We start from the raw sequence: 22,359 nt of genomic DNA, 5'->3' as shown, positions 1-22,359 counted from the left end.
GGCAGGTTTAACCTGCTACTGCTTCCGCGCATCCTGCACATCAAGCGATTTTCAACGCCTTGAGTACCACCAGCGATTGCTCGGCAAACGCCTGCGCCTGTTCGGTCAATTCAGCCAGGTTTTCTTCTGCGGTAAGCAACGGTTGGTCGCCCTTGACCAGCACTTCGCTTTGTTCGCTGAGCACACTCCACGCCAGTTGCGCCCATTCGGCCGGATGCTTTCGGCCCTGTTTGATGGAAATCAGGAACAGTTGCTGGAAGCGGCTGACCGTCACGCCACCGCCGGTGACCGGGCTGGACAGGACCTGAACCCTGGCGGTGAACAGCGAGCGTTTGCACAATTGCAGATTGAGCGCCGCGCAGCGGTCCTGCACCAGCGACTCAGCCGCTTCGCTCTGGCACGGCGCCACGACGCCCATGCCGACCAGCACGGCAAGCGCTTGTTCGAGATCGTCGAAAGTCAGCGGCGCTGCCGCCGCGAGCAACTGACGCATTGATTTTGCGGCATACGCCTGGTCCGCCAACGCGTCCAGCACCGGGCCGTAAATCTCCACTTGCAAGGAGGCTTCGCCGGCCGGACCGGTGACGGCTGCAGGGACGCTCGTTGCCGGTTGCAGCAGCACGAAACGCGTATGCAGCATCTGCGCGCGGCGTTCAGGCGCAGACAGACGGTTGGCACCGCGCACGTACAGATCGCGGCGAAAATGCTGATTGACGAAATAGTCGCGTGCCTGCTCACGCATGACCGGGTGCTCAATGGTTTCTAGGAAATCCATCGCCTCCGCGCTCAGGTTCAGCGGGTCGACCGAATCCAGTGGCACTGCGGTCGTCGCGTAGTCGAGCTTGGCAGGTGCGAGGGCATCGACCATGTCGGCGAAATACATGCAGTTCCAGTCGCGATTGAAATATTCATGGGCGACGTACTGGCGATCCTGGCCTTTGATGCTTTGCAGGCGCGCGCCCAGACTCGGCGCGGCCGCAGCGTATTTTGGATTGGCCGCCAGCAGCGCCTCGGAGAACTGCAACGCAGCGTCGATGCGCTGATCCGGTCGTGCAGAGGTGTTAGCGAAGCGGTCATGCAGACTGAACAACTGGCGCAACGGCGCCGACGGCGACCAGCCCGGAAAACTGTTGTAGCTGACGTACAGATGACCACCGGGTTTGAGGTGACGGCGGGTGAACTCGACGATCAGCTTCTGATTGTCACGGCTGACCCAGGTCCAGATACCGTGCAGGCTGATGCTGTCGAATTGCGGCAGGTCAGAGCGCGCCAGCAGTTGCTCGAAACTGTCGTCGTAGAGACGGGCGCCATTGTTGGCCGCCGCCGCCAGTTCGACCGCATAAGCCGCCTGACCCGGATGAAAATCCGTACCGACAAACGTGCCCGGATTGGCGGTGGCATGGATATTGATCGACACGCCCTGACCGAAACCCAGTTCGCAGTGGTAGCCGTCGGTACTGTCCAGACTGGCAAAACCGCGCAACAACAGGCAGTAGCGCTGGAACACCGGGTTGATCTCCCGGCTGTAGCTGTAGGTGTAGCCTTCGTCGGTGAAATAGCCTTCGTTCCAGGCGTTGCTCATGAATGCTGTCTCTTGTTTTTTCAAATGAATGCCGCTGTTATAAGGGGTTGTGAGTGCAGGCGACAAGCGAAAAGACAAAAGCCCCTCACCCTAACCCTCTCCCGGAGGGAGAGGGGACTGACCGTGGTGGATGCGAGATATTTGCCAATCGGGAGTATGGAGTTGAATGCAAATTCTAAAACAACCTCAATCGGCTCCCTCTCCCTCCGGGAGAGGGCTGGGGTGAGGGGAAAATTCACCGCTGAACCAAAGCCGAGCCGCCATCAGCCTAAGCACCCGCCAAAAAAAAGCCCGGCCAAAGCCGGGCCAAACCACGCGTAATCCTTAAGCAGCCATTTCCTTCTTGTAGCTGGCCTTCATGGCTTCCATCTGCGCGCCCAGCTCATCGAGCTTGGCCTTGCCCAGCAGTTGCTTGGCCTTGGGAAACATTTCCGATTCCTCTTCTTCGATATGGTGCTCAAGCAGCTCCTTGACCACCTTCACCCGGCCAGCGAACTCAGGCGTGCCCGGGTCGGTTTCCTTCAGATCGGGCAGCACCAGCGAATCCACGGTGCGGTGTTCTTCCTTGGCCTCGTAATACATCACGTCCTCTTCCTTGCTCCCCGCTTCCTTGAACGCGGGGTAGAGGATTTCCTCTTCGAGACGGGTATGGATCGTGACTTCCATCTCCAGTTTGGCCAACAGCTCGGTGCGTTTTTTCAATGCCCGATCAGTCGATTCGCTGAGTTGGCTGAGGATGTCTTTGACTTTTTCATGGTCGGCTTTGAGAAGGTCGATGGCGTTCATTGTTTATTGGCCTCTGCTATCACGGTGTGGGCGCAGGCCTCTATGGGCCGTGCGGTGTATTCCCTGTCTACAACGCATGAGCTGTGCCAACTTGCAATGATCGGCCGAACCGCGCTGGATCAAGGCTTTGCCAGAGACGTGAGCAAAGCGCTTCGTGCACTCTGCATGAAGCGCATCGTGCACGCCTTGCAGATTACCAATCCGGATAAAACCGGTCCTGCTGCCACCGCAGCCATTGATCCGCTGGGGCAAAATTTCACTGAACTCCTGCAGAACGCTGCGCTTCCGAAATGAAGAGACCCACGCCATTTCATTGATCAGGAAGAGGACCTTGCCATGCGTGCAATGACCTACCACGGCGCTCACGATGTGAGAGTCGAGACCGTGCCGGACCCGAAGCTCGAAGCCCCCGATGACATCATTCTGCGTGTGACCGCGACCGCCATTTGCGGCTCGGACCTGCATCTATATCGGGGCAAGATTCCCACCGTCGAACACGGCGATATCTTCGGCCACGAATTCATGGGCATCGTCGAAGAAACCGGGCCGGAGGTGACTGCGGTACAACGAGGTGATCGCGTGGTGATTCCGTTCGTGATCGCCTGCGGAGGCTGCTTTTTCTGCCAGCAGGAACTCTACGCGGCGTGCGAGACCACCAACCCCGGTCGCGGTGCCATACTCAACAAAAAGTCCATCACGCCACCGGCAGCGTTGTTCGGCTTCAGCCGTTTGTACGGCGGCATTCCCGGTGGCCAGGCCGAGCTGGTGCGCGTGCCGAAGGCCAACACCGGACCGTTCAAGGTTCCGGGCACGCTGGCGGACGAAAAGGTTTTATTCCTCTCGGATATTCTGCCGACAGCCTGGCAAGCGGTGAACAACGCGCAGATCGGCAAGGGCTCGACCGTGGCCATTTACGGTGCCGGCCCGGTCGGGCTGCTCAGCGCAGCGTGCGCGAAAATGCTCGGTGCCGAGCAGATCTTCATGGTCGATCACCATCCGTATCGGCTGGAATACGCGCAGCGCACCTATGGGGTGATTCCGATCAACTTCGATGAGGACGACGATCCGGCCGACACGATCATTCGGCAGACGGCCGGCCATCGCGGCGTCGATGGGGTGATCGATGCGGTGGGGTTCGAAGCCAAGGGCAGCACGACTGAAACGGTACTGGCCACGCTCAAGCTCGAAGGTAGCAGCGGCAAGGCCTTGCGCCAGTGCATCGCCGCCGTGCGCCGGGGTGGAGTGGTCAGCGTGCCCGGTGTGTATGCCGGGTTTATTCATGGCTTCCTGTTTGGCGATGCCTTCGACAAAGGGCTGACCTTCAAGATGGGCCAGACCCACGTCCAGCGTTTTCTGCCCGAACTGCTCGGGTACATCGAAACCGGCGCGCTGCAACCCGACGCGATCATCACCCACCGACTCTCGCTGGAGCAGGCGGCCGAGGGCTACAAGCTCTTCGACAAGAAACAGGAAAATTGCCGCAAGGTGATCCTTACGCCAGGCAGCAGCGACGTGCCGCTGACGGAAACCGCAGAGACGCCACCGTTGGTGCCCGCCACTTGAGGTGGACCGGCGAGCCCGGCAGGCGCCGGGCTCGCCGATCGTGGGAATGATCACCGCGGCATGCGGTCAACCGGCAATAACTCCAAGAGTGAACGTCATGTCCATCGCCAAGGAAACGGTCGACTATCTGCGCGACCATTCGCTGACCATCACCACGGCGGAATCGTGCACCGCCGGCAACATTGTCATGCTGCTGTCCGAGGTGCCGGGCAGCGGCCAACTGATCGAGAGCGGCTATGTGGTGTATTCACCTCAGGCCAAGCAACGGCTGCTGCACGTCAGCCCGCACACCATCGAAACCTTCAACCTGACCAGCGTCGAAGTCGCGCGGGAAATGGCCGTCGGCGCGCTGCGTGATAGCACCGCCAACGTCGCCGTCGCGACCACCGGAATTCTCGGCCCTGACGATGTCGACGGAATTGCCGCCGGCACCGTGTGCTTCGCCTGGGCCTTCCAGCTGGACGGTCAACACGCCGTTTTCACGCGCCAGCAATGGTTCCCCGGCTCGCGTGTGGAGGTGCTGCAAACCGCCTCGGAATTCGCCTTGCAGCAACTGCCGCACTTCCATCAACGAGCCCAGCGCGGCGAGCGAGGCTGATCCGATGAAAACCGACCGCGATCACCCGGATCTGCAAAGCAGGGATTACCCGGTGCGCGAAGACATGGCTTATCAATCGAAGGTCTGGCGTTTCGAAAGATGCGGCTGGTACGTGCTGGTGTTGTTGGTGGTGCTCGGGCTGCTGGGATTGTTTTCGCGCGGGGTGATCAGCTCGCGGGAAGTCAGCAGCGACGACGGCCACCTGCGCGCCGAGTACGAAATGTTCCATCGCAATGGCTCAACCAACGCGATGAAAATCAGCCTGAACGGCAAACCCGATGCCACGCTGGAACTCGACATCGGTGGCGAGCTGTTGGAAGGCTTCAGTGTCGAAACCCTGCAGCCGCAACCGCTGCGCTCGCGCAATTCAGCGCAGGGCATGCGCCTGTGGTTGCAGGCGGACGGGCAGGGCCAGGCAACGTTGTACCTGACCCTGCGCGGCGACGGCCTCGGGCTGTTTCGCAGCCGCATCGAATCGCCCGGTTCAGCTGGCGTTGAGCTGGTTCAATTCATCTTCCCGTAGGTGACGTCATGGATTCCGTATTGCGCGCAGTCGCGATGTATCTGGCCCTGATGGTGCTGTTCAAAATCGCCGGACGCCGTTCTCTTGCCGAACTGACCACGTTCGATTTCGTCTTGCTGATGATCATCGGTGAAGCCACCCAGCAAGCGCTGCTGGGCGACGATTTTTCGCTGACCAATTCATTGCTGGTGATCGTCTCGTTGATCGCGATCGACGTCGGTTTTTCGTTGCTCAAACAGCGGTCGGGATGGGTGTCACGCCTGATCGACGGCGAACCGACGATCATCGTCGAGAATGGCAAGTTGCTGCACCGCCGACTGCGTCATGCGCGGCTGGTGGAGGCGGATGTGATGGAAGCGGCGCGCTCGAGCCAGGGCATTGAAACGATCGATCAGATCAAGTTCGCAATCATTGAGCGCAACGGCAAGATATCGGTGATCCGTCAGGAATCCTGAAAGCGCTGGCCGCCAATCCGGGCGGACTGCGGCCAGCAACACAAATATCAGCGACTTGGGTTTGACGCGGTGTCGTGACGAATATGCTTGGGTCCGGCCAATGCCCAGGCGATCAGGCCGAACAGCGGCACAAACACGATCAGCACGATCCACACGCCTTTGTTGCTCGATTTCCCCTCGCTCTTGCGCACCCGATTGATGGCCCACAGCTCGATGAGCACCAGCACTGCCGCCAGTACGATCCACACGGTTTCGATTTGCATAGGCTACCTCCTGATGGTCTATGCGTTAGGCGGTGTGGGGGTCGTCGGGTTCATTTAATTTTTCTCGCTGCGGCGCGCCACGGGTTTCCGGGAATTGGCGAACTGCGGATTACCAACTTTCGAAATAGCAACTAAAGTCAATGACGGTCGCCGCAGTGCCAACGGTCCGTGGCGTCGTCGACCGTTGCGGATCTTTCGTGTCAGCACGCTAAACAAGGAGGTTTCCATGCGCGGCGCCGGCGATCATTCTCATGGCGGGTTTGCCCCGCATGTGTTGCGCAGTGCGATGCTGGTGGCGATGGCCAACGCCGTTTCACTAACGGACGCCCACGCCGCGTGCGGTCCGTTGGCTGCTGGCGCCTATAGCGTTTCGCAAACCTGTACGCCGGCTGCCGGAGTCGATGCCTCCATCAGCACGCAAGCCGGCACGACGGTGACCACCACATCCGGTTCGTCACTGCTGGTGCGCGGCAATAACAGCAATTCGACGCTGAGCCTGAGTGGCACGTCCGTCACCAGCACTGCGCCGACAGCGGCCAATGCGGTGTTTTCCAATGTCATCGGCTCTACGGGCAATGCGAGCCTGGCGGTGGACGGCGGTAGCAATACTGTCAACGTCAACGGCAGTGGTCTTGACGCCCTGGCGATCACCAATGCCGGCGCGGGCTCATCGACGTTTTCCGTGAGTTCGGGCACTACGCTGAACATCCTCAATACGGTGGTCGGCAACGAACATGACGGGATCGATATCAATGGCAGCGGCGGCGGGGCGATCAATATCAGCCATCAGGGCGACGGACAAATTACCCTGCTCGGCGGCAACGGTATCTGGAGCAAAGCCACTGGCAGCGGCGCCAACAGCGTCAACGTCGGCAGCGGCGTGAGCATTCTGGTCAATAACGACGATGCGCTGTCGGCCGGCCCGCCCATCCTTGACGACACCTTGCCCACCGCCGGCATCGGCAACCACGCCGGCGTGCACACCCGCGCGGTGAACGGCAACACCACGCTGATCAACGCGGCCAACGTGCAGAGCCTCGGCATGAACGCCTTTGGCCTGTTTTCCGAAGGGGGGGCGGGCGACACCCGTCTGAGCAACAGCGGCACGCTCAGCACCAATGGGCTCAATGGTTTCGGCATTCGCTCGTTCTCCACCACCGGCAGCATTGCCATCGTCAATACGGGCGCGATCACCACCACCGGCGGCGCCGCTCACGGCATTTATGCCAACGACAACGTCGGTGCCAGCGGTTCGATCAGCATTGAAAACAACGCCACGCTCAATGTTGGCGACACCGCAAATACCGCTGGCTCGCGGGCGATCTATGTAATCAAGCGCGGTACCGGCGACGTTACCGTCACCGGCAGCGGCAATATCAATGTTTTCGGCGGACTCAACACAACGCGGGCTTACGCGATCATCGTCAGCGCTGAAAACAACAATGCCCTGATCGATTACTCAGGCGAGCTGTTCGCCAGCGGTTTTGGCGCGGGTGGCATACGGCTCGATTCGACGGCGGGCGGTGTCCAGGTCAACTATCGCGGTAACCGCATCGAAACCCTGCACAGCAACGCCAACGGTATCTATGCCTCGACGCAGTCGCCGACCGCGACGGTCAACGTCGAGTCCGGCGGCACCATCATCACTCATTCCGATGCGGGCTCGGGGGATGGCAGTGGCATCGGCTCGTTCGGCATTCAGGCGCTGACCCTGGGCGGCGATGTCGGCGTCAGGTTCAGCGGTCCGCTGATTGACGTCAATGGAGCGGGCGCGGCAATTCTGGCCGGTAATGCCTTCAACTCGGGGACTGGCCTGGGCTCGCTCAGCGTCAACAACAGCGGGCAATTGATTGCCCGTGGCAATCAGCAACGCGGCATTCGGACGCTGTCGGTCAGCGGCGCGCAGAGCGTGGTCAACAGCGGGGCGATCCAGACGCTGGGCGCGAGCAACAGTCAGGGCATTCTTGCTCAGGCGTCGGGCCCAGCCAATCTGGCGCTCACCAACAGCGGCGCAATCACCACGCGGGGCATCGGTTCATCGGGCATCGATGCGCTGACCGAGGGCGGCAGCGTCGACGTCAGCAACAGCGCCGCGATTCAGGGCGGCCGCGCTGACAGTAGCGGGGTAGCCCTGGGGGGTACGAGCCAGACGCTGAACAACACAGGTGCGATCACCGCTCTGAGCGATGTCGCCGTCCGTGCTGACGCGACTACGCCGGGTACAACGTTCGCCCTGAACAATGACGGCCAACTGACAGGCGCGGTAAATGCCGTGAGCGCGGCCAGCACGATCAGTAACAACGGCACGTGGACGCTGCGCAATTTCACTGACAGCACGGGCAGCGGCAGCCGTGATACCTGGGGCGTTGCAATCAGTGATCTGGGCTCGTCGGGTGTTAACAGTATCGATAACCGCGGGGTGATCAGCCTGGCCGTGCAACCGGCCACTGGCATCGTCAGCTTCGACGCCAGCGGCGCTTATCTGCCGCTGGGGCAGACCGCCAACACGCCGACGGCAGGCGGGGCGGTGCAGGGCCAGTTACTCGGGGTCAACCGCTTCGTCAACAGCGGCACGCTCGACCTTGCCGCTGGCAGCAACACCGTCGGCAATGTGTTGCTGATCAGCGGCGCCACCACGGCTGGGACTGATGGCGGCGGGGCATATGTATCGAATGGCGGGCGAGTGCTGCTCAATACCACGTTGAACAGCGGCGGCAGCAACAGCCTCTCCGACATGCTGGTGGTGGACTCGACGACCATCGGCGATGATGGCGCAACCGGGCTCGTCGTGCGCAATGTCGGCGGCCAGGGCGAACTGACCCAGGGCAACGGCATTGCCGTGGTCGAGTTGCTGAACAAAACCGAGGGCGCCAGCGACGCCAATGCCTTTTCGCTGGCTCGCCGGGTCGTGGCTGGCCCGTACGAATATCGTCTGCAACGCGGCGCCGAGGATGGCAGCGCCACTGACACCTGGTTTCTGCGTTCCGACGCCCTACCGCCGGACGGTCCGCCAGGTCCGGGCCCGGGTCCCGATCCGGCCCCTGCACCGGAGCCCAATTACCGGCCGGAAGTCTCGCTGTATGGCGCAATCCCGGCGCTGGCGCTGGTTTACAGTCGGACGCTGGTCGATACGCTGCACGAACGGGTCGGCGAGGAACGGCTGAACCGCGGCGAGCCATTGCCCAAAGAGGACGAGTCGACTCTGGCGCCGTCGATGGGCTGGGGACGGGTGATCTACCGCAGCGGCAAACAGGATGGCGATGGCGAAAATGCCTTGGGCAGCACGCCTGAATACAACTACGACCTGACCGCGTTCCAGGTCGGCACCGACCTTTACCGCAAGGTCAGGCCCGATGGCAGTCACGAACAGGCCGGGCTGTCATTGTCGGCGGGCACCCTTGATGCCGGCGTCAGCCATTACACTCGCCGCGCTGCCGGCGCAGACACCTTGCGCGCCTATGGCATCGGCGCCTACTGGACGCACTTCGGTCCGTCCGGCTGGTACCTGGACGGCGTACTGCAGGTCAATCGTTTCGACATCGAAGCCAGTCCCAACGACTTGGCCAAACTGAAAACCCGTGGCTGGGGATACACCGCGTCGCTGGAAAACGGCTACCCCATCGAGGTGGACAAGGACTGGTACGTCGAACCGCAAGTGCAGGCTATCTACAGCTACGTCGATCTGGACAACAGCGATGATGCCGGGGCGCGCATCCGCTTTCGCGATGTCGACTCGCTGATCGGCCGCGCCGGCGTACGCATCGCCAAAGACTGGGACAGCGAAGGCGTCGACCACAGCGCGCGGCGCACCAACGCATGGATCCGGCCCAGCGTATGGCACGAATTCAAGGGGCAGCCAAAGACCGAGTTCTCCTCGGAATCGGGCTATATCCCGTTCGAGTCGGACATCCAGGGCACATGGGGTGAGGTCAACGTCGGGCTGGACTATCAGGCCAACCGCCGTACCACATTGACCGCATCGGCCGGCTATCGTCAGGGGTTCGATGGCGACAGCCATGGGTATGACGCGATGTTGGGGTTCAAGATCAATTTCTGAATGGGGGGCCTGACACGACGCCATCGCCAGCCTGCTGGCGATGCGGACTGAGTGCTGCCTGACCTGACACAATCTTCCACAGGTTTTATCGTTCCTCGCCATGGCCCGTCGATCATCAGCCCTATATCCTGCCCGCTGTGTGACGAATGACTTGGGAAGAATTGCATGCCGTTCAGGGTGATGGTGGTCGGTGGTTACGGAAACTTTGGCAGCATCGTTTGCCGGCATCTGATCTCGATGCCGGCCATCGGTCTGGTGCTGTCGGGACGGGATCCGCGCAAGTTGCAGGACAAGGTCGTTCAGTTGCAGGCGCAGTCCGGCGCGGTGTGCGAGGGCTGGTGCGGTGATGCGATGGGTACGGCGTTCAGCGACGCATTGCGCGCGCTGAATATCCAGTTGGTGGTGCACACCGGCGGGCCGTTTCAGGGGCAGTCGTATGCGGTGGCGGAAAGCTGCATCGCGGCCGGCGTAAATTATTGCGGCCTCGCCGACTGCCGCACCTTCGTCAATGGCATCGGCGTGCTCGATGCGCGGGCGCAACAGGCGGGCGTGGCGATCCTCAGCGGCTGCAGCTCGGTGCCGACGCTGTCGTCAGCGATCATCGACGAGCAACGCCAGCGCTTTTCGCGGATCGACTCGATCGAGCACGGGATTTCCTCGTCGGCGAAAATGCCGGGGCTGTCGACCATCGAAGGCGTGCTGGCCTACGCCGGCAAACCGATCAGGCAACTGAAAAACGGCAAGGTCCACGAAGTCTCCGGCTGGCTCGATCTGACCTTGCGCAAGATGCCACAACTGGGCACGCGCCTGCTGGCCAATGTCGACGTCCCGGACATGGATATTTTCGCCGCTCGTTATGGCGCGCAGACCTTGCGCTTCAAGGCCGGCGCCGGGCTCAAGCTCGGCGGCCTCGCCAATGGTTTGCTGGCGCAGGCATTGAAACTCGGCCTGGTGCGCGACCATGCGCTATGGGCCGCGCGGCTGCATCGTCTGGGCACGCGTTTCGAGCGATTCGGCGACGGCAAAAGTGCGATGTACATCGACGTTAAGGGGCTGGGCCTTGATGGCCGACCGTTGTCGATGACCGCGCAGCTCACCGCCCTTAACGACAAAGGCCCGGAAATCCCCAGCTGCGCCGCCGTCGCGCTGGCGAGCAAAATGGCCCAAGGCTACGTACCGTCCACGGGCGCACGCCCTTGCGTGGGCGAAATCAGCGTTGACGAATACCTGACTGCGATAAACGATCCGCATAACCTGAGCCTGTCGGTGCAGTTCTCGGACGGGCAGCGCTGATGCTCTATCTGTGCCTGAAATACCTGCATGTCATTGCGGCGATTTTCCTCTTCGGGTTCGGTATGGGCTCCTACCTCTACCTGATCGCCGCCAGCCGCACGGCCAACCCGCAAGTCATCGCCCACGTCGCGCGCATGGTGGTGCGCTTCGACACCTGGATCACCACGCCGGCAGGCTTTGTGCAGATCATCACTGGCTATGGGCTGCTGCGTCTTTCCGGGTTGCCCATCAGCACCGACTGGGTACTGACGTCGCTGATCATCTTCGTCTGCGTCGGCGCGTTGTGGCTGCCGGTTCTGCTGCTGCAGAAACGACTCTGGCAGATGGCCATGCAGGCCAGTGAGGCGGGCGCCGTCCTCGATGTGCGCTATGCGAACGTGTACCGCGCGTGGTTCTGGATGGGCGTGCTGGGGTTCGCCGGGATGTTTGTCATTGTGCTGATGATGGTGACGAAGATGACGCCGGGTCAGTTGCTGGGGAATTTGCTGTAGCGGTTGAATCCATTTTTTCGAAAACGCCGTCGGTGATACGGGGCTGGCAAACGCCAGCGTCGGTTCCTAAGAGAATAGTGACAAGCCCATTCTGCCGATCAAAAAAACCAGCAAAATCAAAAAAAACACCCGGATGAACCCGCTTCCGTAGCGTAGGGCAAGGACCACTCCGGTCACGGAACCCAACATGTTGCACAGGGCGACGACAGCGCCGACGGTCCACAACACATTGCCGGACGGAACAAAAAATAACAGTGATGCGCCGAAGGTCCCCAGGTTGACCAGTTTTGCCGAGGCCGAGGCGTTGAGAAAATCGAATCCAAACACTTTAACGAATACGAAAAGAAGCAGGCTACCGCTACCGGGGCCAAAGACGCCGTCGTAAAAACCAATAAGGCCGCCAAAGAAAACGCCTAATGCGATTTCCCTCGGACCACATTCAATATTTGAACTCGTCAGCCCTAACTTTTTTTCGCAGAACGTATAAATGGCCATGGCTATGAGGATAAAAAAGACAGCGAACTCCATGAGTTTTTTCGGCACGATTGAAACGGAGAAGGCGCCAAGAAACGCAAATACAAAAGCCGAGCACATGGTCGGCAGCATCAAGCGCCAAAGGATTTTTATGCGTTTCACATAGCTGAATATGGAAGATAAGTTTCCTGCCAGAACAGCCAGTTTATTAGTGCCGAAAACCGTGGCCAGACTTTGCTGGGGCAGCGCATGCAACAGTGCTGGCAACTGAACAAGCCCACCGCCACCAACCGCAGCATCAATCAAGCCCCCGCAAAAAGCGAAAAAACCCAGCGCTATCAAAGCTTGCTCAATGGACATGGTGAAGAACTTTGTTTAATTCCAATTGCCAGCACTCCTTGACGTACGATTGTTGGTTTTGCGAGATGGGCGAACTTGCGTTTGTTTCTGTAGACAACGAAATAACTGATTTGAGGGCTTGCAACAAGTGACTTATAGTGTGCGCATCATTCACTTTCGATGAGTAATGACATGGAGTTGTCTCAGCTGACGATGTTCAAGACGGTTGCCGATCAAGGAAGCATCGTACGCGCTGCTGAGTTGTTGCACTGTGTCCCTTCCAACATCACCAACCGGATCAAGGCACTGGAGCGGGAGCTAGGGGTTTCGTTGTTCATCAGGCAAGGCAGGGGGCTAGTCATCAGCCCATCCGGGAGTTTGTTTCTCGGCTACGTTAACAAGATCCTGTCGTTGTGCGCGGAATCACAACGAGTCCTGGACCCATCAGCTGCGCCTTCAGGGATATTGAAAATCGGCGCTATAGAGTCTTCTGCCACGGGTAGATTGCCGAGGCTGTTATCGAAATTTCATCAACTTTATCCAGCCGTGCAAATGCAATTTCGCACAGCAGACTGGTCGCAGTTATCAAACGATGTAGTCAAGCATGAACTGGATGGCGCAATCGTTGCGGTAAGGCCCGAACACCCGGATCTACATGTTATTGAAATATACGAGGAAGAGTTGGTGCTGATTGCCTCTCCGGCTGCGGGGCGGATAAACAAACCGCAGGATCTGGCTGCGGTCGATATATTCATGTGGCCTGAAGGTTGCCCTTATCGAGGTGCACTGCTTGGTTGGCTGAAAAAGCATGGCGTAGAAAGTGCCGTAACCAGTATAGCCAGTTATGGCACCATCCTCGGTTGCGTCAGTTCTGGTGCCGGTGTGTCGTTAGTTCCTAAAGGTATTTTTGAGCAGTTCAAAAGGATCGGCAGCATAAGCGCTTTTACGTTTGATGATTTGCTGCCAGTCACTAACTATTTTATATCGAACAAGAACGTTGACTTGCATCGCGCAAAAGACAGGTTTGCCGATCTTTTGAAGGAAGAGTTTCGATGCCTGTGACTGCTATTTTTCGCTGAATGGCAGCGCGAACGTCTTCAAAAAACGCCGCTCATGGTCCGCATTGGGTAGCAGGCAGGTATCGTACTTGCCGAACAGCCGATAGCGATTCAGCGCGATGCGGTCATACGCCCAGTCTCGCAGGTGTATAGGCAAGACGCGCAACAGGCGCAGCGGATGCCAGCGGGTTGGCAATTGGCGGATCACTTCAAGGAACGCATCGGAACGTTCCCAATAATGCCGATCGCGAATCACCGCCATGGTGTCGAACTGATCCACCGGCAACCCGGCCCACGCCAGCAGCGCCTGGCCTTCTGGGGATTGCACGGCAGCCAGGCGCACGCGGCGCTGGTGATCGTGGCGAATCAGGAAACGCGCCCAGCCGTTGCAGAGCTTGCAGACACCGTCGAACAGAACCACGGTTTCGCCGGGTATGAGAAGCGGCGCGGGGGTAGGGCGGGTGTTCGGGCTTGGCATCCAATCAGATTCCAGGGCAGGGCTGGTGTTGCCAGCATAGCGCCGCGTTGCCTTTTGGTAATAGCAAACATTACGGCATGAGCATTTTGGCCATGAGGATCGTACGCTCCGATTGATAATGCTCGTCGCGGATTTTTCTGAAGCCCAGGGAAGCGTAGACCACTCGCATCGCTCCTTTTACAGTGTCGGCCGTGCAGCACGGGCGACTTATCCCAGCATATTCCATGTCCGTATAGTTCTGGCCCGATTATCCCTCTGCACATACAACCGAACTCAGCAGGTCAACATCATCGGTGTATCACCAGCAACGGGAGCAAGCATGAACGCGACTGTAATCCCCGAAGGTTTCACGCTGTTCACCCGCAGCAGTCCATTACTCGATTTGCTGGGCCCAATCTACGCACGCGGCAGTGGTCTGCAACTGGAACTCGGATTGTTGACCGACGCCAGGCACGCCAACGGCCGTGGCACGTTGCATGGCGGTGTGTTGGCGACGTTGGCGGATGTGGGTATGGGCTACGCCATGGCGTTTTCCAGCGACCCTCCGCAGCCGTTGATCACGGCGAGCATGACTCTGGATTATCTCGGTGCCGTGCAGATCAATGAATGGCTGGAGGTGCGTCTCGAGCATTCGAAAAAAGGTCGGCAACTGGCGTTCGCGGCGGTCAGTCTGCATGTCGGTGAGCGCACGGTGGCGCGCGCCAGTGCGGTGTTTGCTGTGCCTGTGAGCTGAACGCGTGTCAGCGCTGCACGGTTACTGAAATTACGAGCGTCATATTTACAGGCGAAAATTATTATGATCATAATGCTGCGCCCTCGGTGCAGTCGTTGGCTGCTGTCCTGGATTGCGCGCGAGGGTGATTGATACAACCGGGACCCCAAATGGATCGGGGCATTTTTCTTCCCATCCACTTCGGATACAGCCATGCACACATCCACTCGTTCCAGCGTATTGCTCGCACTCCTGATCGGGCTTTGCGGCCTCGGGGAAATTTCCACTCAGTTGCTGATTCCCAGCCTGCGCGAACTCGAGTCAGGCCTTGGCGCTGCACCGGGTGCCTCGCTGGCCGCGTTGTCGATGTTTGTCGCCGCTTTTGGTCTGGGTCAGTTGTTCTTCGGCCCGCTCTCTGATCGCCTCGGGCGGCGCCCGCTATTGCTCGCTGGCGTTGGCACTTATGTGCTGGCTTCGCTGTGGATGGCGTATGCGCAGAGCATGGACGAATTCATCGTCGGCCGTGCTCTGCAGGGGTTGGGCGCCTGCGCAGCGCTGGTCGTGGCGCGCAGTATTGTGCGGGATGTTTGGAAAGAGCGCGCCGGACCGATCATGGCCATCACAGTGATCGGCATGCTCAGTACCATCATGCTCTCACCCGTCATCGGCGGGTTGATCGCGACCCACGCCGGCGGCTGGCGCGCGGTGGTCATGGCGACGGTATTGTTCGGCGCACTGGCGCTGATCGCCTCGCTGTTTTTCAAGGAGACCCATCTGCAACGTGACCCGCAGGCCGGGCGCCTGAAAACGCTGATGGGCAACTACGCGGCGCTGCTCAAAGGCTCGTCTGTGCGCAGTTTTTCGGTTGCCATCGCTTGCACCTATGGCGCGATGTTCAGCTTTATCGCCGGCTCATCGCGGGTGTTCGTGGGCCAGCTCGGCTTGAGTCCGACCCAGTATGGGCTACTGTTCGGCGGCATCGTTTCTGGGTTGATTGCTGGTGCGATCTACACCAACCGCACCATCATCAAATCCGGTCCGGAAAAGATCGTTGCCCTCGGCACCGGCCTGGTTGCGGCAGGCGCCACTCTGTCCTTCATCATTCACCAGTTCGCAGGCCCATCGGTGACCGGTTTGATGCTGCCACAGGTCTTGCTGACGCTGGGAGCGGGGATGGTGCTGCCCGGTTCCGTCGCCGGTGCGGTGATTCCCAATCCCACCCGTGCCGGGCTGGCCGCAGGTTTCATTGGTTTTGCGCAAATGGCCGGTGCGACCGTTTCCGGTTTGTTGCTCAGCCGTCTGCAGGACGACACGGCCTTTGCAATGGTCGCGTTGAATGCTGCTTTCGCCGTGGCCGGTTTCCTGATGTTCCGAATCATGCTCGCCCATAAAAATCGCGCCTTGAAGGTTGCGTTAGGCGACTGATACAGCAGACGTGTAACTGCGCGGCAGCTGCTGCGACCGAATGATAAGCGCCGACGAATCCGTCGCCCTGTCTTGATATCCAGCGTTGTATTCGGCTCGATCACAACCCGGAGACCTTTCCGTCTCCGGGTTTTTTTTGCGCGCAATTCAGGCAGCGTTTGCTGGTTCATTCCGTCTGTATGCCAATGTATCCGCACGAAGTTTTTCGGTATTGCCTTACAAATCCTGTTTTTACCGATACACCCCGGACACATGGCCTCGGCTAAATGGCCCTGCCTGAAATCACACTGCCTGACCGAATAAAGGATGCTTCGAATCAACGCCGGGTTCACCGGCGTTGCTCGTTCTGTCTTTAGCCGTTTCCAGTGTTTTGTTTTTCAGGCTTGTCTTGCGCGATCAGCCGCGCACATTAATTCGGAGAAATACCATGTCCCACTCCTATTCAAAAAAAACCGGCCTTGGCCTGGCCGTTATCGCTCTGAGCGGAGGCATCGGTCTGGCGTCATCGTCGGCTTTCGCTGTGCAAGCGTTGCCCCAGGGCTACCAACTGGCCGCAGCCGACAAGACCTCGGAAGGCAAGTGTGGTGAAGGCAAATGTGGTTCGAGCGAAGCCGGCGCAACAGCCCCTAAAGTGACTGCTGCAGAAGGTAAATGCGGAGAGGGCAAATGCGGTGATGCGATCTTCAATTCGATCGATACCAATCATGATGCAAAAGTGTCGCTCGCTGAGTTCCTTGTAGTCGCGCCGAACCAGCAAGCAGCGTTTGCGAAAAAGGACACCAACAAGGATGGTTACATTGACGAAATGGAGTCCTACATCAGCGTCAAAGCTGCCTATAACGAACATGGCAAAGAATTGCCAACCGGACTTTTCTCGACCAAGGAGTAAGCCTCCTGTTGAGCAAGTGCGCCTCCGCTTTTGCGGGGGCGTTTTGTTATCTGCCGAACGGCGAAACGAAGTGCGTGCTGCAGCTTTTCCAGCAGGCGCTCACGCCGGCCGCCGCGCACTGCTGATATCTTTCGACGGCGGCGAGCCGAACTGGCGGCTGTACTCACGGCTGAATTGTGAGGGGCTTTCGTAACCCACGCGATAACAGGCACTCGCCACATCCAGCCCCTCGCCGAGCATCAGCCGGCGGGCTTCCTGCAGGCGCAATTGCTTCTGGTATTGCAGCGGGCTCATCGCGGTCATTGCCTTGAAGCGGTGATGCAAGGTTGAGCTGCCGAGGTTGGCGATGCGTGCCAGTTCTTCGATGCGCAGCGGCTGGGTGTAATGGCTGTTCAGCCAGTCGATTGCCCGCGACACGCGGCGCGCTTGCGAATCACCCATGGCCAGTTCATACAGGCGACGCCCGTGGACGCCGCGCAGCAGGCGGTAGTACATCTCGCGCAGGGCCAGCGGTGCGAGCATGCCGATGTCGCGCGGGGTCTCCAGCAGGCACACCAGACGCAACATGGTTTCCAGCAGCGGCACGTCGATGGTTTCCAGAAACATCCCACGCTCGGGCTCATCCGGCACGCCCGTCGGCGGCGCATCGGCGATCACCTGCGCAAGGTCAGTGGCTTCGAAATCCAGACGGATACACAGATAGGGCGCCTCCGGACTCGCCTGCAACACCCGACCGGACACCGGCAGCGTGACCGACACCACCAGATAATTCAGCGGGTCGTACCGGTAGCAGTCCTCGCCGAGGCCGACTTCCTTTCGCCCCTGCAAAATCAGGCACAGCGCCGGTTTATGCACGGTGTGGATCAGCTCGGTGGGCTGGTCCATGCGAATCACATGCAGCGGCGCGATGGCGGTCTCGTAGATGCCCGGCTCGGCAAAGCGCTGGGTCAGCGCACGGATCAATTCAGTGCGATAGAGGGTGGTGTTTTGCAAGAGGGAAGCATCGCTCGGTTGCATAGCAAACTCTCATAAAGATTCGTGGGCCAAGGCGGCACTCGTCGCTGATCTTCAGATTACACAGCGCGGAGGGCGCAGTGTTACGCCGATACTGCCGCAGATCTGCCTGATCCTGCTGCGCGTGCCGGACATTTTCGCCTGCGCCCGTTGTCGTGTCAGCCAGCGGTGACGGTCATGCCACCGTCGGCCATGACCACCGCGCCGACCATGAAACTGGCGCGATCCGAGGCGATGAACGCGACCACTTCGGCGATTTCTTCCGGCTGGGCAGCGCGGCCGATGGGCGCGCTTTCACCGTGTTGTGCGAGAAACGCGGGGCCATCGTCCACCACGTCGTTGAGAATGTTGGTCACCACATCACCGACGCCGACCGCATTGACGCGGATGCCATGGCCGATCACTTCCAGGGCCAGAGTGCGGGTCAGTTGTGCCAGCGCGCCTTTCGAGGCCGTGTAGGCGGCGATGGTCGGGAAGGCGAAATACGACGCATAGGAGGCGATGTTGACGATCGCCCCGGACTTGTTCGGGATCATCGCTTTGACCGCTTCGCGACTGTGCAGGAAAGCGGCGGTGGCGTTGACGGCTTGAATGCGCTCCCAATCGTCGCGGGTCATGTCGACCACCAGTTTGTTGATGATGATCCCGGCGTTGTTGACCAGAATATCCAGCCGACCAAACTGCTCGACCGCCAGCGCTACCGCACGTTCGGCCGCGCCATCTTCAGTGATGTCGGCCACCAGCGGCACCAGGCCGGGGCGGGCCAGTTCCTGCACGGCGGGGTTGAGGTCTTCGGCGACGACTTTGGCGCCACGTGCGTGCAGCAACAAGGCGATCGCCTTGCCGATACCGCTGGCTGCACCGGTGACCAGGGCCACTTTGCCCATCACTTCGTTTGGTGTGCTGTTGTTGATCTCGCTCATGATCTTTCTCCACGTTGTGATCCAGTCGGGAAAGCCTTGCCAGCAACGTTTGGCATCGGCGACGGTTCAACTGTCTCGCAATGCGCGGGTGCCAACTTTCGCGGGCTTGCCGTGGCTGTCGGAGTTTTGCGCCAAATATGCTCAGAGCTGGGCTATTGTCAGGTTTCGCAACCACGGAAAATGAAAGGGTCGTTTCATGGCGAATACCACTCAGATGCGCATAACAGGTGAGTCCATGGCTGATTACCTGCCGGGTGAACCCCTCGCGCTGACTTCGCGGCCGCAAATCGACGATGTCGTGATTCAGCTGTTCTGCCATCGCACTGTCAGTGAGCCAATCACGGTGCCGGCGGTGGTAGAGCCGTTGCTGGTGTTGATTCTGGCAGGCGCGGCGCGGGTGGAAGAACGGGCGCCGGGTGGCGATTGGGAGGCGGTCGAGGTCAAGGCAGGCGACTTTTTTCTCCCCCAGTCGGATGAGCCTTACGAAATGCGCTGGCAGACCCACGATGGCGAAACCTTTGAAGTCATGCACCTTTATCTGGGCTTGCCGCTGATCGAACGTGCCTCGCGCGAGCTGTCCGGGCAAGCTAGCGCGCCGCTACGCTTGCGCGATGTTTCAGGGGCACGGGATTCGCACGTCGCCTTTGTCCTGCAGCAATTGCGCAGCGAACTGATCGAGCAACGCACGCCCAGCGCCCTGTTCGCGCAGTCGCTGGCCCAGGCCCTCGCCGTGCACCTGCTGCGTACCTATCCAGCCGAGAACCAGGCGGGGCGTCGCGTCAACGCGCTGCAAGCTTACAAACTGCGCAAAGTCACCGACGCGATGACCGCGCATCTGGACGAAGAATTCAGCCTGGCAACACTGGCAGCGCTCGCCGAGCTCAGCGAATACCACTTCAGCCGCCTGTTCAAACGCGCCACCGGTCTGGCGCCTTCGCAGTATTTCATCCGTTTGCGCATGGCCCGCGCCCGGCAACTGTTGCTCGAGTCGCAGCGCAGCATTATCGACATCGGTCTGGAGGTCGGCTACTCCAGCGCCAGTCACTTTTCGCAGGTGTTTCGTCGTGAGGTGGGCGTCACGCCCAGCGAGTTTCGCGGTACTTGAAAGTGGCGTCGATAAATCATCACCGCGCATTCAGACACGAATAGGCAAACCTCACGCAGCTTTCGGCACGCGCTCGCCGGGCCTGCGCGCTTAACCTTTTCGACGTACCCAGCCAACACCCGCACCCCGCGGCGCGGCTGATTTCCCATGCACAGAGCAGGAGAAACGGATATGTCGAACATCCACAACAAAGTCGTATTGATCACCGGCGCAAGCAGCGGTATCGGTGAAGCCGCCGCGCGACTTATCGCAGCCAAAGGTGCCCACGTCGTACTCGGTGCCCGCCGCACCGAACGCCTGGAAAAACTGGTCGGCGAGATCCGCAGCGAAGGCGGCTCGGCCAGCGCCCGTGCGCTCGACGTGACCGACATGAACTCGATGCAGGCCTTCGTTGAATTCGCCAAGGCGCAGCACGGCAAGGTCGACGTGATCATCAACAACGCCGGGGTCATGCCGCTGTCGCCCCTGGCGGCGCTGAAGGTCGATGAATGGAACCAGATGCTCGACGTCAACGTGCGTGGCGTGCTGCACGGTATCGCCGCGGTGTTGCCGGGGATGGAAGCGCAAGGCTTCGGGCAGGTCGTCAACATTTCTTCGATTGGCGGCCTCGCGGTATCGCCGACCGCCGCCGTGTATTGCGCGACCAAATTCGCAGTCAGAGCCATCTCCGACGGCCTGCGCCAGGAGACGGACAAGATCCGCGTGACCGTGGTTTGCCCAGGCGTGGTCGAATCCGAACTGGCCGATTCGATTTCCGATGAGGTAGCGCGTGAGGAAATGCGCGCGTTCCGCAGCGTAGCGCTGGAGGCCGATGCGATTGCGCGAGCGTTGGTTTACGCGATTGACCAGCCTGACGATGTGGATGTCAGTGAGATTGTCGTGCGGCCGGTGGCCAGTCCGCATTGATGGGTTGAGAAAAATCGCCGGTCCCAGGCGGGACCGGCAATTCCAGTTACAACGTTCCTAACGCATCTGCAAAATGATCGGACTGCTGCTCGCCGGATCCGTGTGTTCGCGCAGTTTGCCGACCGACGCGGGATCGACCGCGCTGGCCTGATTGCCCCAGGTACTGCGCATGAACGTCAGGACTTCGGCGATCTGCTGATCCGACAGTTGTTCGCGGAACGCCGGCATGCGATAGGCGTCCGGTACGCCCGCTGCGACGACCCGTTGTGAGCCGTTGAGGGTGATGTTGATCGCGGATGCCTGTTCCTTCGCCAGCGCCGAAGTGGCACCCGCCAGCGGCGGCATCCATTCGGCCTGGCCTTTGCCGTCGACACCGTGGCATGACGCGCAGCGGGTTGCGTAAGTGTGCGCGCCGGGCGTGTCCAGGCTTGGTGCGGCAGACGCTTGCTGATACTGCCAGGGCGGGCCATCACGTTGCGGGTCGCCGGGCAGCGATTTCAGGTAATGGGCGATGGCGCCCAGATCCTCGTCGCTCATGAACTGCGTGGAGTTGTTGAACGCTTCGGTCATTGAGCCGTAAACCACCGCATGCCGGTTGCGCCCGGTCTTGAGGAACTGGACGATTTCCGCCTCGTTCCAGCGCCCGAGTCCGGTGTTGTGATCGTCGCGCAGGCTCGGCGCGTACCAGCCATCGAGCAAGGCGCCGGCAAGGTACGGTTGGCCGGATTCATCGAGCGCTTTCTCGTTGAACGCCAAACCGCGTGGCGTGTGGCAACTGCCGCAATGCCCGGCGCCCTGGACCAGATAGGCGCCGCGGTTCCACTGTGCATCCTGCGAGGGTTTGCTGGCGTAGGGTTCGGCGTCGACAAACACGCCGTTCCACATCGCAATCGGCCAGCGCAGGTTCAGCGGCCAGGGGATCGAACTCGGCTGGTTGGCCTGCTTGACCGGCGCCACGCCTTTCATGAAAAACCCATACAGCGCACGCACGTCGTCATCACTGAGCTTGGCATACGAGGGATAGGGCATGGCCGGGTACAAGCGCCGACCACCCGGCGCTACGCCATGGCGTACGGCGCGGTCAAAATCGGCGAGGCTGTAGCGGCCGATGCCGGTGTCTGCGTCCGGGGTGATATTGGTCGCATGGATCACGCCCAGCGGTGTGGCCATTTCCAGGCCGCCGGCGAACGGCGCACCGCCCTGTACGCTGTGGCAGGCCACGCAGTCGCTGAGGCGGGCGACGTATTCGCCGCGAGTGACCAGCGCCGGGTCGATGTCGGCGACGCTGAACGGTGGCTTTTCCAGAGGCGAGACAGGCTCGCGGGTGACATACCAGGCCAGCAGACCTGCCGCGATCAGACACGGCACGGCCAGCCAGCCAGCGGTTCTTGCGAATCGGCTGTTGTTCATAAACGCTCCGGCGCT

At 60.2% G+C, this 22,359-nt stretch carries 22 protein-coding genes; 14 read left to right on the top strand and 8 right to left on the bottom strand.

Annotation, left to right across the window (positions count from 1 at the left end; translation table 11 throughout):
* Window positions 1-40 precede the first annotated feature (40 nt).
* Window positions 41-1,582, bottom strand: a complete 1,542-nt coding sequence (locus V6F91_RS08095; protein WP_332763374.1) for a class I SAM-dependent methyltransferase — start codon at window positions 1,580-1,582, stop codon at window positions 41-43.
* Window positions 1,583-1,906: 324 nt separating this feature from the next.
* Window positions 1,907-2,320, bottom strand: coding sequence for a hemerythrin domain-containing protein (locus V6F91_RS08090; protein ID WP_332763621.1), 414 nt, complete (start codon window positions 2,318-2,320; stop codon window positions 1,907-1,909).
* Here V6F91_RS08090 and V6F91_RS08085 point away from each other — a divergent pair.
* The 5 genes from V6F91_RS08085 to V6F91_RS08065 all read left to right on the top strand — a co-directional run bounded on the left by V6F91_RS08085 (window position 2,231) and on the right by V6F91_RS08065 (window position 5,507).
* Window positions 2,231-2,662 (top strand): hypothetical protein, encoded by a 432-nt coding sequence (locus V6F91_RS08085; RefSeq protein WP_332763645.1) that lies wholly within the window; start codon window positions 2,231-2,233, stop codon window positions 2,660-2,662. The genes V6F91_RS08090 and V6F91_RS08085 overlap by 90 nt on opposite strands.
* 42 nt (window positions 2,663-2,704) lie before the next feature.
* On the top strand, window positions 2,705-3,931 hold the full coding sequence (locus V6F91_RS08080) for a zinc-dependent alcohol dehydrogenase (RefSeq protein WP_332763373.1): 1,227 nt from the start codon (window positions 2,705-2,707) through the stop codon (window positions 3,929-3,931).
* A gap of 97 nt (window positions 3,932-4,028) precedes the next feature.
* Window positions 4,029-4,529: a CinA family protein gene (locus V6F91_RS08075; protein WP_332763372.1), complete on the top strand. Its 501-nt coding sequence runs from the start codon at window positions 4,029-4,031 to the stop codon at window positions 4,527-4,529.
* A 4-nt stretch (window positions 4,530-4,533) separates the two neighbouring features.
* The gene (locus V6F91_RS08070) at window positions 4,534-5,052 is read left to right on the top strand and encodes a hypothetical protein (protein ID WP_332763371.1); all 519 of its coding nucleotides are present in this window, start codon (window positions 4,534-4,536) and stop codon (window positions 5,050-5,052) included.
* A gap of 8 nt (window positions 5,053-5,060) precedes the next feature.
* Window positions 5,061-5,507 carry a DUF421 domain-containing protein gene (locus V6F91_RS08065; protein WP_332763370.1) on the top strand — a complete coding sequence of 149 codons (447 nt, stop codon included), beginning with the start codon at window positions 5,061-5,063 and terminating at the stop codon, window positions 5,505-5,507.
* A 47-nt stretch (window positions 5,508-5,554) separates the two neighbouring features.
* Here V6F91_RS08065 and V6F91_RS08060 read toward each other — a convergent pair whose 3' ends face one another.
* On the bottom strand, window positions 5,555-5,770 hold the full coding sequence (locus tag V6F91_RS08060; protein WP_332763369.1) for a PLD nuclease N-terminal domain-containing protein: 216 nt from the start codon (window positions 5,768-5,770) through the stop codon (window positions 5,555-5,557).
* Between the two features lie 226 nt (window positions 5,771-5,996).
* Between V6F91_RS08060 and V6F91_RS08055 the strand changes: the two genes are divergently transcribed.
* The 3 genes from V6F91_RS08055 to V6F91_RS08045 all read left to right on the top strand — a co-directional run bounded on the left by V6F91_RS08055 (window position 5,997) and on the right by V6F91_RS08045 (window position 11,611).
* Entirely contained in the window at window positions 5,997-9,827 is a 3,831-nt protein-coding gene (locus V6F91_RS08055; protein WP_332763368.1) for an autotransporter outer membrane beta-barrel domain-containing protein, read from the top strand.
* 165 nt (window positions 9,828-9,992) lie between these two features.
* Window positions 9,993-11,120 (top strand): saccharopine dehydrogenase, encoded by a 1,128-nt coding sequence (locus tag V6F91_RS08050; RefSeq protein ID WP_332763367.1) that lies wholly within the window; start codon window positions 9,993-9,995, stop codon window positions 11,118-11,120.
* A complete protein-coding gene (locus V6F91_RS08045) occupies window positions 11,120-11,611 on the top strand; it encodes a DUF2269 domain-containing protein (RefSeq protein ID WP_332763366.1) in 492 nt (163 codons plus the stop codon). The genes V6F91_RS08050 and V6F91_RS08045 overlap by 1 nt, the downstream gene beginning before the upstream one ends.
* A 66-nt stretch (window positions 11,612-11,677) precedes the next feature.
* Here V6F91_RS08045 and V6F91_RS08040 read toward each other — a convergent pair whose 3' ends face one another.
* Window positions 11,678-12,445 carry a sulfite exporter TauE/SafE family protein gene (locus tag V6F91_RS08040; RefSeq protein WP_332763365.1) on the bottom strand — a complete coding sequence of 256 codons (768 nt, stop codon included), beginning with the start codon at window positions 12,443-12,445 and terminating at the stop codon, window positions 11,678-11,680.
* A 171-nt stretch (window positions 12,446-12,616) separates the two neighbouring features.
* Here V6F91_RS08040 and V6F91_RS08035 point away from each other — a divergent pair, with 171 nt between their 5' ends.
* Complete coding sequence (locus V6F91_RS08035; RefSeq protein WP_332763364.1) at window positions 12,617-13,486, top strand: LysR family transcriptional regulator; 870 nt, start codon at window positions 12,617-12,619, stop codon at window positions 13,484-13,486.
* Window positions 13,487-13,489: 3 nt separating this feature from the next.
* On the opposite strand, the gene V6F91_RS08030 is transcribed toward V6F91_RS08035, so the two are convergent.
* Window positions 13,490-13,960 carry a thiol-disulfide oxidoreductase DCC family protein gene (locus tag V6F91_RS08030; protein ID WP_332763363.1) on the bottom strand — a complete coding sequence of 157 codons (471 nt, stop codon included), beginning with the start codon at window positions 13,958-13,960 and terminating at the stop codon, window positions 13,490-13,492.
* A gap of 319 nt (window positions 13,961-14,279) precedes the next feature.
* Here V6F91_RS08030 and V6F91_RS08025 point away from each other — a divergent pair, with 319 nt between their 5' ends.
* The 3 genes from V6F91_RS08025 to V6F91_RS08015 all read left to right on the top strand — a co-directional run bounded on the left by V6F91_RS08025 (window position 14,280) and on the right by V6F91_RS08015 (window position 16,986).
* Complete coding sequence (locus V6F91_RS08025) at window positions 14,280-14,693, top strand: PaaI family thioesterase (protein WP_332763362.1); 414 nt, start codon at window positions 14,280-14,282, stop codon at window positions 14,691-14,693.
* Window positions 14,694-14,885: 192 nt separating this feature from the next.
* Window positions 14,886-16,097, top strand: a complete 1,212-nt coding sequence (locus V6F91_RS08020) for a multidrug effflux MFS transporter (protein WP_332763361.1) — start codon at window positions 14,886-14,888, stop codon at window positions 16,095-16,097.
* Window positions 16,098-16,524: 427 nt separating this feature from the next.
* The gene (locus V6F91_RS08015; RefSeq protein WP_332763360.1) at window positions 16,525-16,986 is read left to right on the top strand and encodes a hypothetical protein; all 462 of its coding nucleotides are present in this window, start codon (window positions 16,525-16,527) and stop codon (window positions 16,984-16,986) included.
* Between the two features lie 99 nt (window positions 16,987-17,085).
* On the opposite strand, the gene V6F91_RS08010 is transcribed toward V6F91_RS08015, so the two are convergent.
* Window positions 17,086-18,003, bottom strand: a complete 918-nt coding sequence (locus V6F91_RS08010) for an AraC family transcriptional regulator (RefSeq protein WP_332763359.1) — start codon at window positions 18,001-18,003, stop codon at window positions 17,086-17,088.
* A 155-nt stretch (window positions 18,004-18,158) separates the two neighbouring features.
* Complete coding sequence (locus V6F91_RS08005; protein WP_332763358.1) at window positions 18,159-18,923, bottom strand: SDR family oxidoreductase; 765 nt, start codon at window positions 18,921-18,923, stop codon at window positions 18,159-18,161.
* A gap of 235 nt (window positions 18,924-19,158) precedes the next feature.
* Here V6F91_RS08005 and V6F91_RS08000 point away from each other — a divergent pair, with 235 nt between their 5' ends.
* Window positions 19,159-20,028: an AraC family transcriptional regulator gene (locus V6F91_RS08000; RefSeq protein WP_332763357.1), complete on the top strand. Its 870-nt coding sequence runs from the start codon at window positions 19,159-19,161 to the stop codon at window positions 20,026-20,028.
* A 171-nt stretch (window positions 20,029-20,199) separates the two neighbouring features.
* Entirely contained in the window at window positions 20,200-20,934 is a 735-nt protein-coding gene (locus tag V6F91_RS07995; protein WP_332763356.1) for an SDR family oxidoreductase, read from the top strand.
* Window positions 20,935-20,991: 57 nt separating this feature from the next.
* Here the strand turns inward: V6F91_RS07995 and V6F91_RS07990 are convergent, their stop codons facing one another.
* Window positions 20,992-22,344 carry a cytochrome c gene (locus V6F91_RS07990; protein WP_332763355.1) on the bottom strand — a complete coding sequence of 451 codons (1,353 nt, stop codon included), beginning with the start codon at window positions 22,342-22,344 and terminating at the stop codon, window positions 20,992-20,994.
* Window positions 22,345-22,359: the final 15 nt, after the last annotated feature.

Source organism: Pseudomonas koreensis, from assembly GCF_036668835.1.
Taxonomy (GTDB): domain Bacteria; phylum Pseudomonadota; class Gammaproteobacteria; order Pseudomonadales; family Pseudomonadaceae; genus Aquipseudomonas; species Aquipseudomonas koreensis_I.
Note: the sequence above shows the minus strand (reverse complement) of the source record. Positions and strands in the feature narration are given on the sequence as shown.

What these genes read in the sequence shown, in the direction of transcription:
- V6F91_RS08040 (WP_332763365.1), bottom strand. Translation starts at nt 12,445, where the DNA reads ATGTCCATTGAGCAAGCTTTGATAGCGCTGGGTTTTTTCGCTTTTTGC.
- V6F91_RS08085 (WP_332763645.1), top strand. Translation starts at nt 2,231, where the DNA reads ATGGATCGTGACTTCCATCTCCAGTTTGGCCAACAGCTCGGTGCGTTT.
- V6F91_RS08050 (WP_332763367.1), top strand. Translation starts at nt 9,993, where the DNA reads ATGCCGTTCAGGGTGATGGTGGTCGGTGGTTACGGAAACTTTGGCAGC.
- V6F91_RS08005 (WP_332763358.1), bottom strand. Translation starts at nt 18,923, where the DNA reads ATGAGCGAGATCAACAACAGCACACCAAACGAAGTGATGGGCAAAGTG.
- V6F91_RS08025 (WP_332763362.1), top strand. Translation starts at nt 14,280, where the DNA reads ATGAACGCGACTGTAATCCCCGAAGGTTTCACGCTGTTCACCCGCAGC.
- V6F91_RS08020 (WP_332763361.1), top strand. Translation starts at nt 14,886, where the DNA reads ATGCACACATCCACTCGTTCCAGCGTATTGCTCGCACTCCTGATCGGG.
- V6F91_RS08035 (WP_332763364.1), top strand. Translation starts at nt 12,617, where the DNA reads ATGGAGTTGTCTCAGCTGACGATGTTCAAGACGGTTGCCGATCAAGGA.
- V6F91_RS08055 (WP_332763368.1), top strand. Translation starts at nt 5,997, where the DNA reads ATGCGCGGCGCCGGCGATCATTCTCATGGCGGGTTTGCCCCGCATGTG.
- V6F91_RS08015 (WP_332763360.1), top strand. Translation starts at nt 16,525, where the DNA reads ATGTCCCACTCCTATTCAAAAAAAACCGGCCTTGGCCTGGCCGTTATC.
- V6F91_RS08065 (WP_332763370.1), top strand. Translation starts at nt 5,061, where the DNA reads ATGGATTCCGTATTGCGCGCAGTCGCGATGTATCTGGCCCTGATGGTG.
- V6F91_RS08095 (WP_332763374.1), bottom strand. Translation starts at nt 1,582, where the DNA reads ATGAGCAACGCCTGGAACGAAGGCTATTTCACCGACGAAGGCTACACC.
- V6F91_RS07995 (WP_332763356.1), top strand. Translation starts at nt 20,200, where the DNA reads ATGTCGAACATCCACAACAAAGTCGTATTGATCACCGGCGCAAGCAGC.
- V6F91_RS08080 (WP_332763373.1), top strand. Translation starts at nt 2,705, where the DNA reads ATGCGTGCAATGACCTACCACGGCGCTCACGATGTGAGAGTCGAGACC.
- V6F91_RS08010 (WP_332763359.1), bottom strand. Translation starts at nt 18,003, where the DNA reads ATGCAACCGAGCGATGCTTCCCTCTTGCAAAACACCACCCTCTATCGC.
- V6F91_RS08000 (WP_332763357.1), top strand. Translation starts at nt 19,159, where the DNA reads ATGGCTGATTACCTGCCGGGTGAACCCCTCGCGCTGACTTCGCGGCCG.
- V6F91_RS08060 (WP_332763369.1), bottom strand. Translation starts at nt 5,770, where the DNA reads ATGCAAATCGAAACCGTGTGGATCGTACTGGCGGCAGTGCTGGTGCTC.
- V6F91_RS07990 (WP_332763355.1), bottom strand. Translation starts at nt 22,344, where the DNA reads ATGAACAACAGCCGATTCGCAAGAACCGCTGGCTGGCTGGCCGTGCCG.
- V6F91_RS08030 (WP_332763363.1), bottom strand. Translation starts at nt 13,960, where the DNA reads ATGCCAAGCCCGAACACCCGCCCTACCCCCGCGCCGCTTCTCATACCC.
- V6F91_RS08070 (WP_332763371.1), top strand. Translation starts at nt 4,534, where the DNA reads ATGAAAACCGACCGCGATCACCCGGATCTGCAAAGCAGGGATTACCCG.
- V6F91_RS08075 (WP_332763372.1), top strand. Translation starts at nt 4,029, where the DNA reads ATGTCCATCGCCAAGGAAACGGTCGACTATCTGCGCGACCATTCGCTG.
- V6F91_RS08045 (WP_332763366.1), top strand. Translation starts at nt 11,120, where the DNA reads ATGCTCTATCTGTGCCTGAAATACCTGCATGTCATTGCGGCGATTTTC.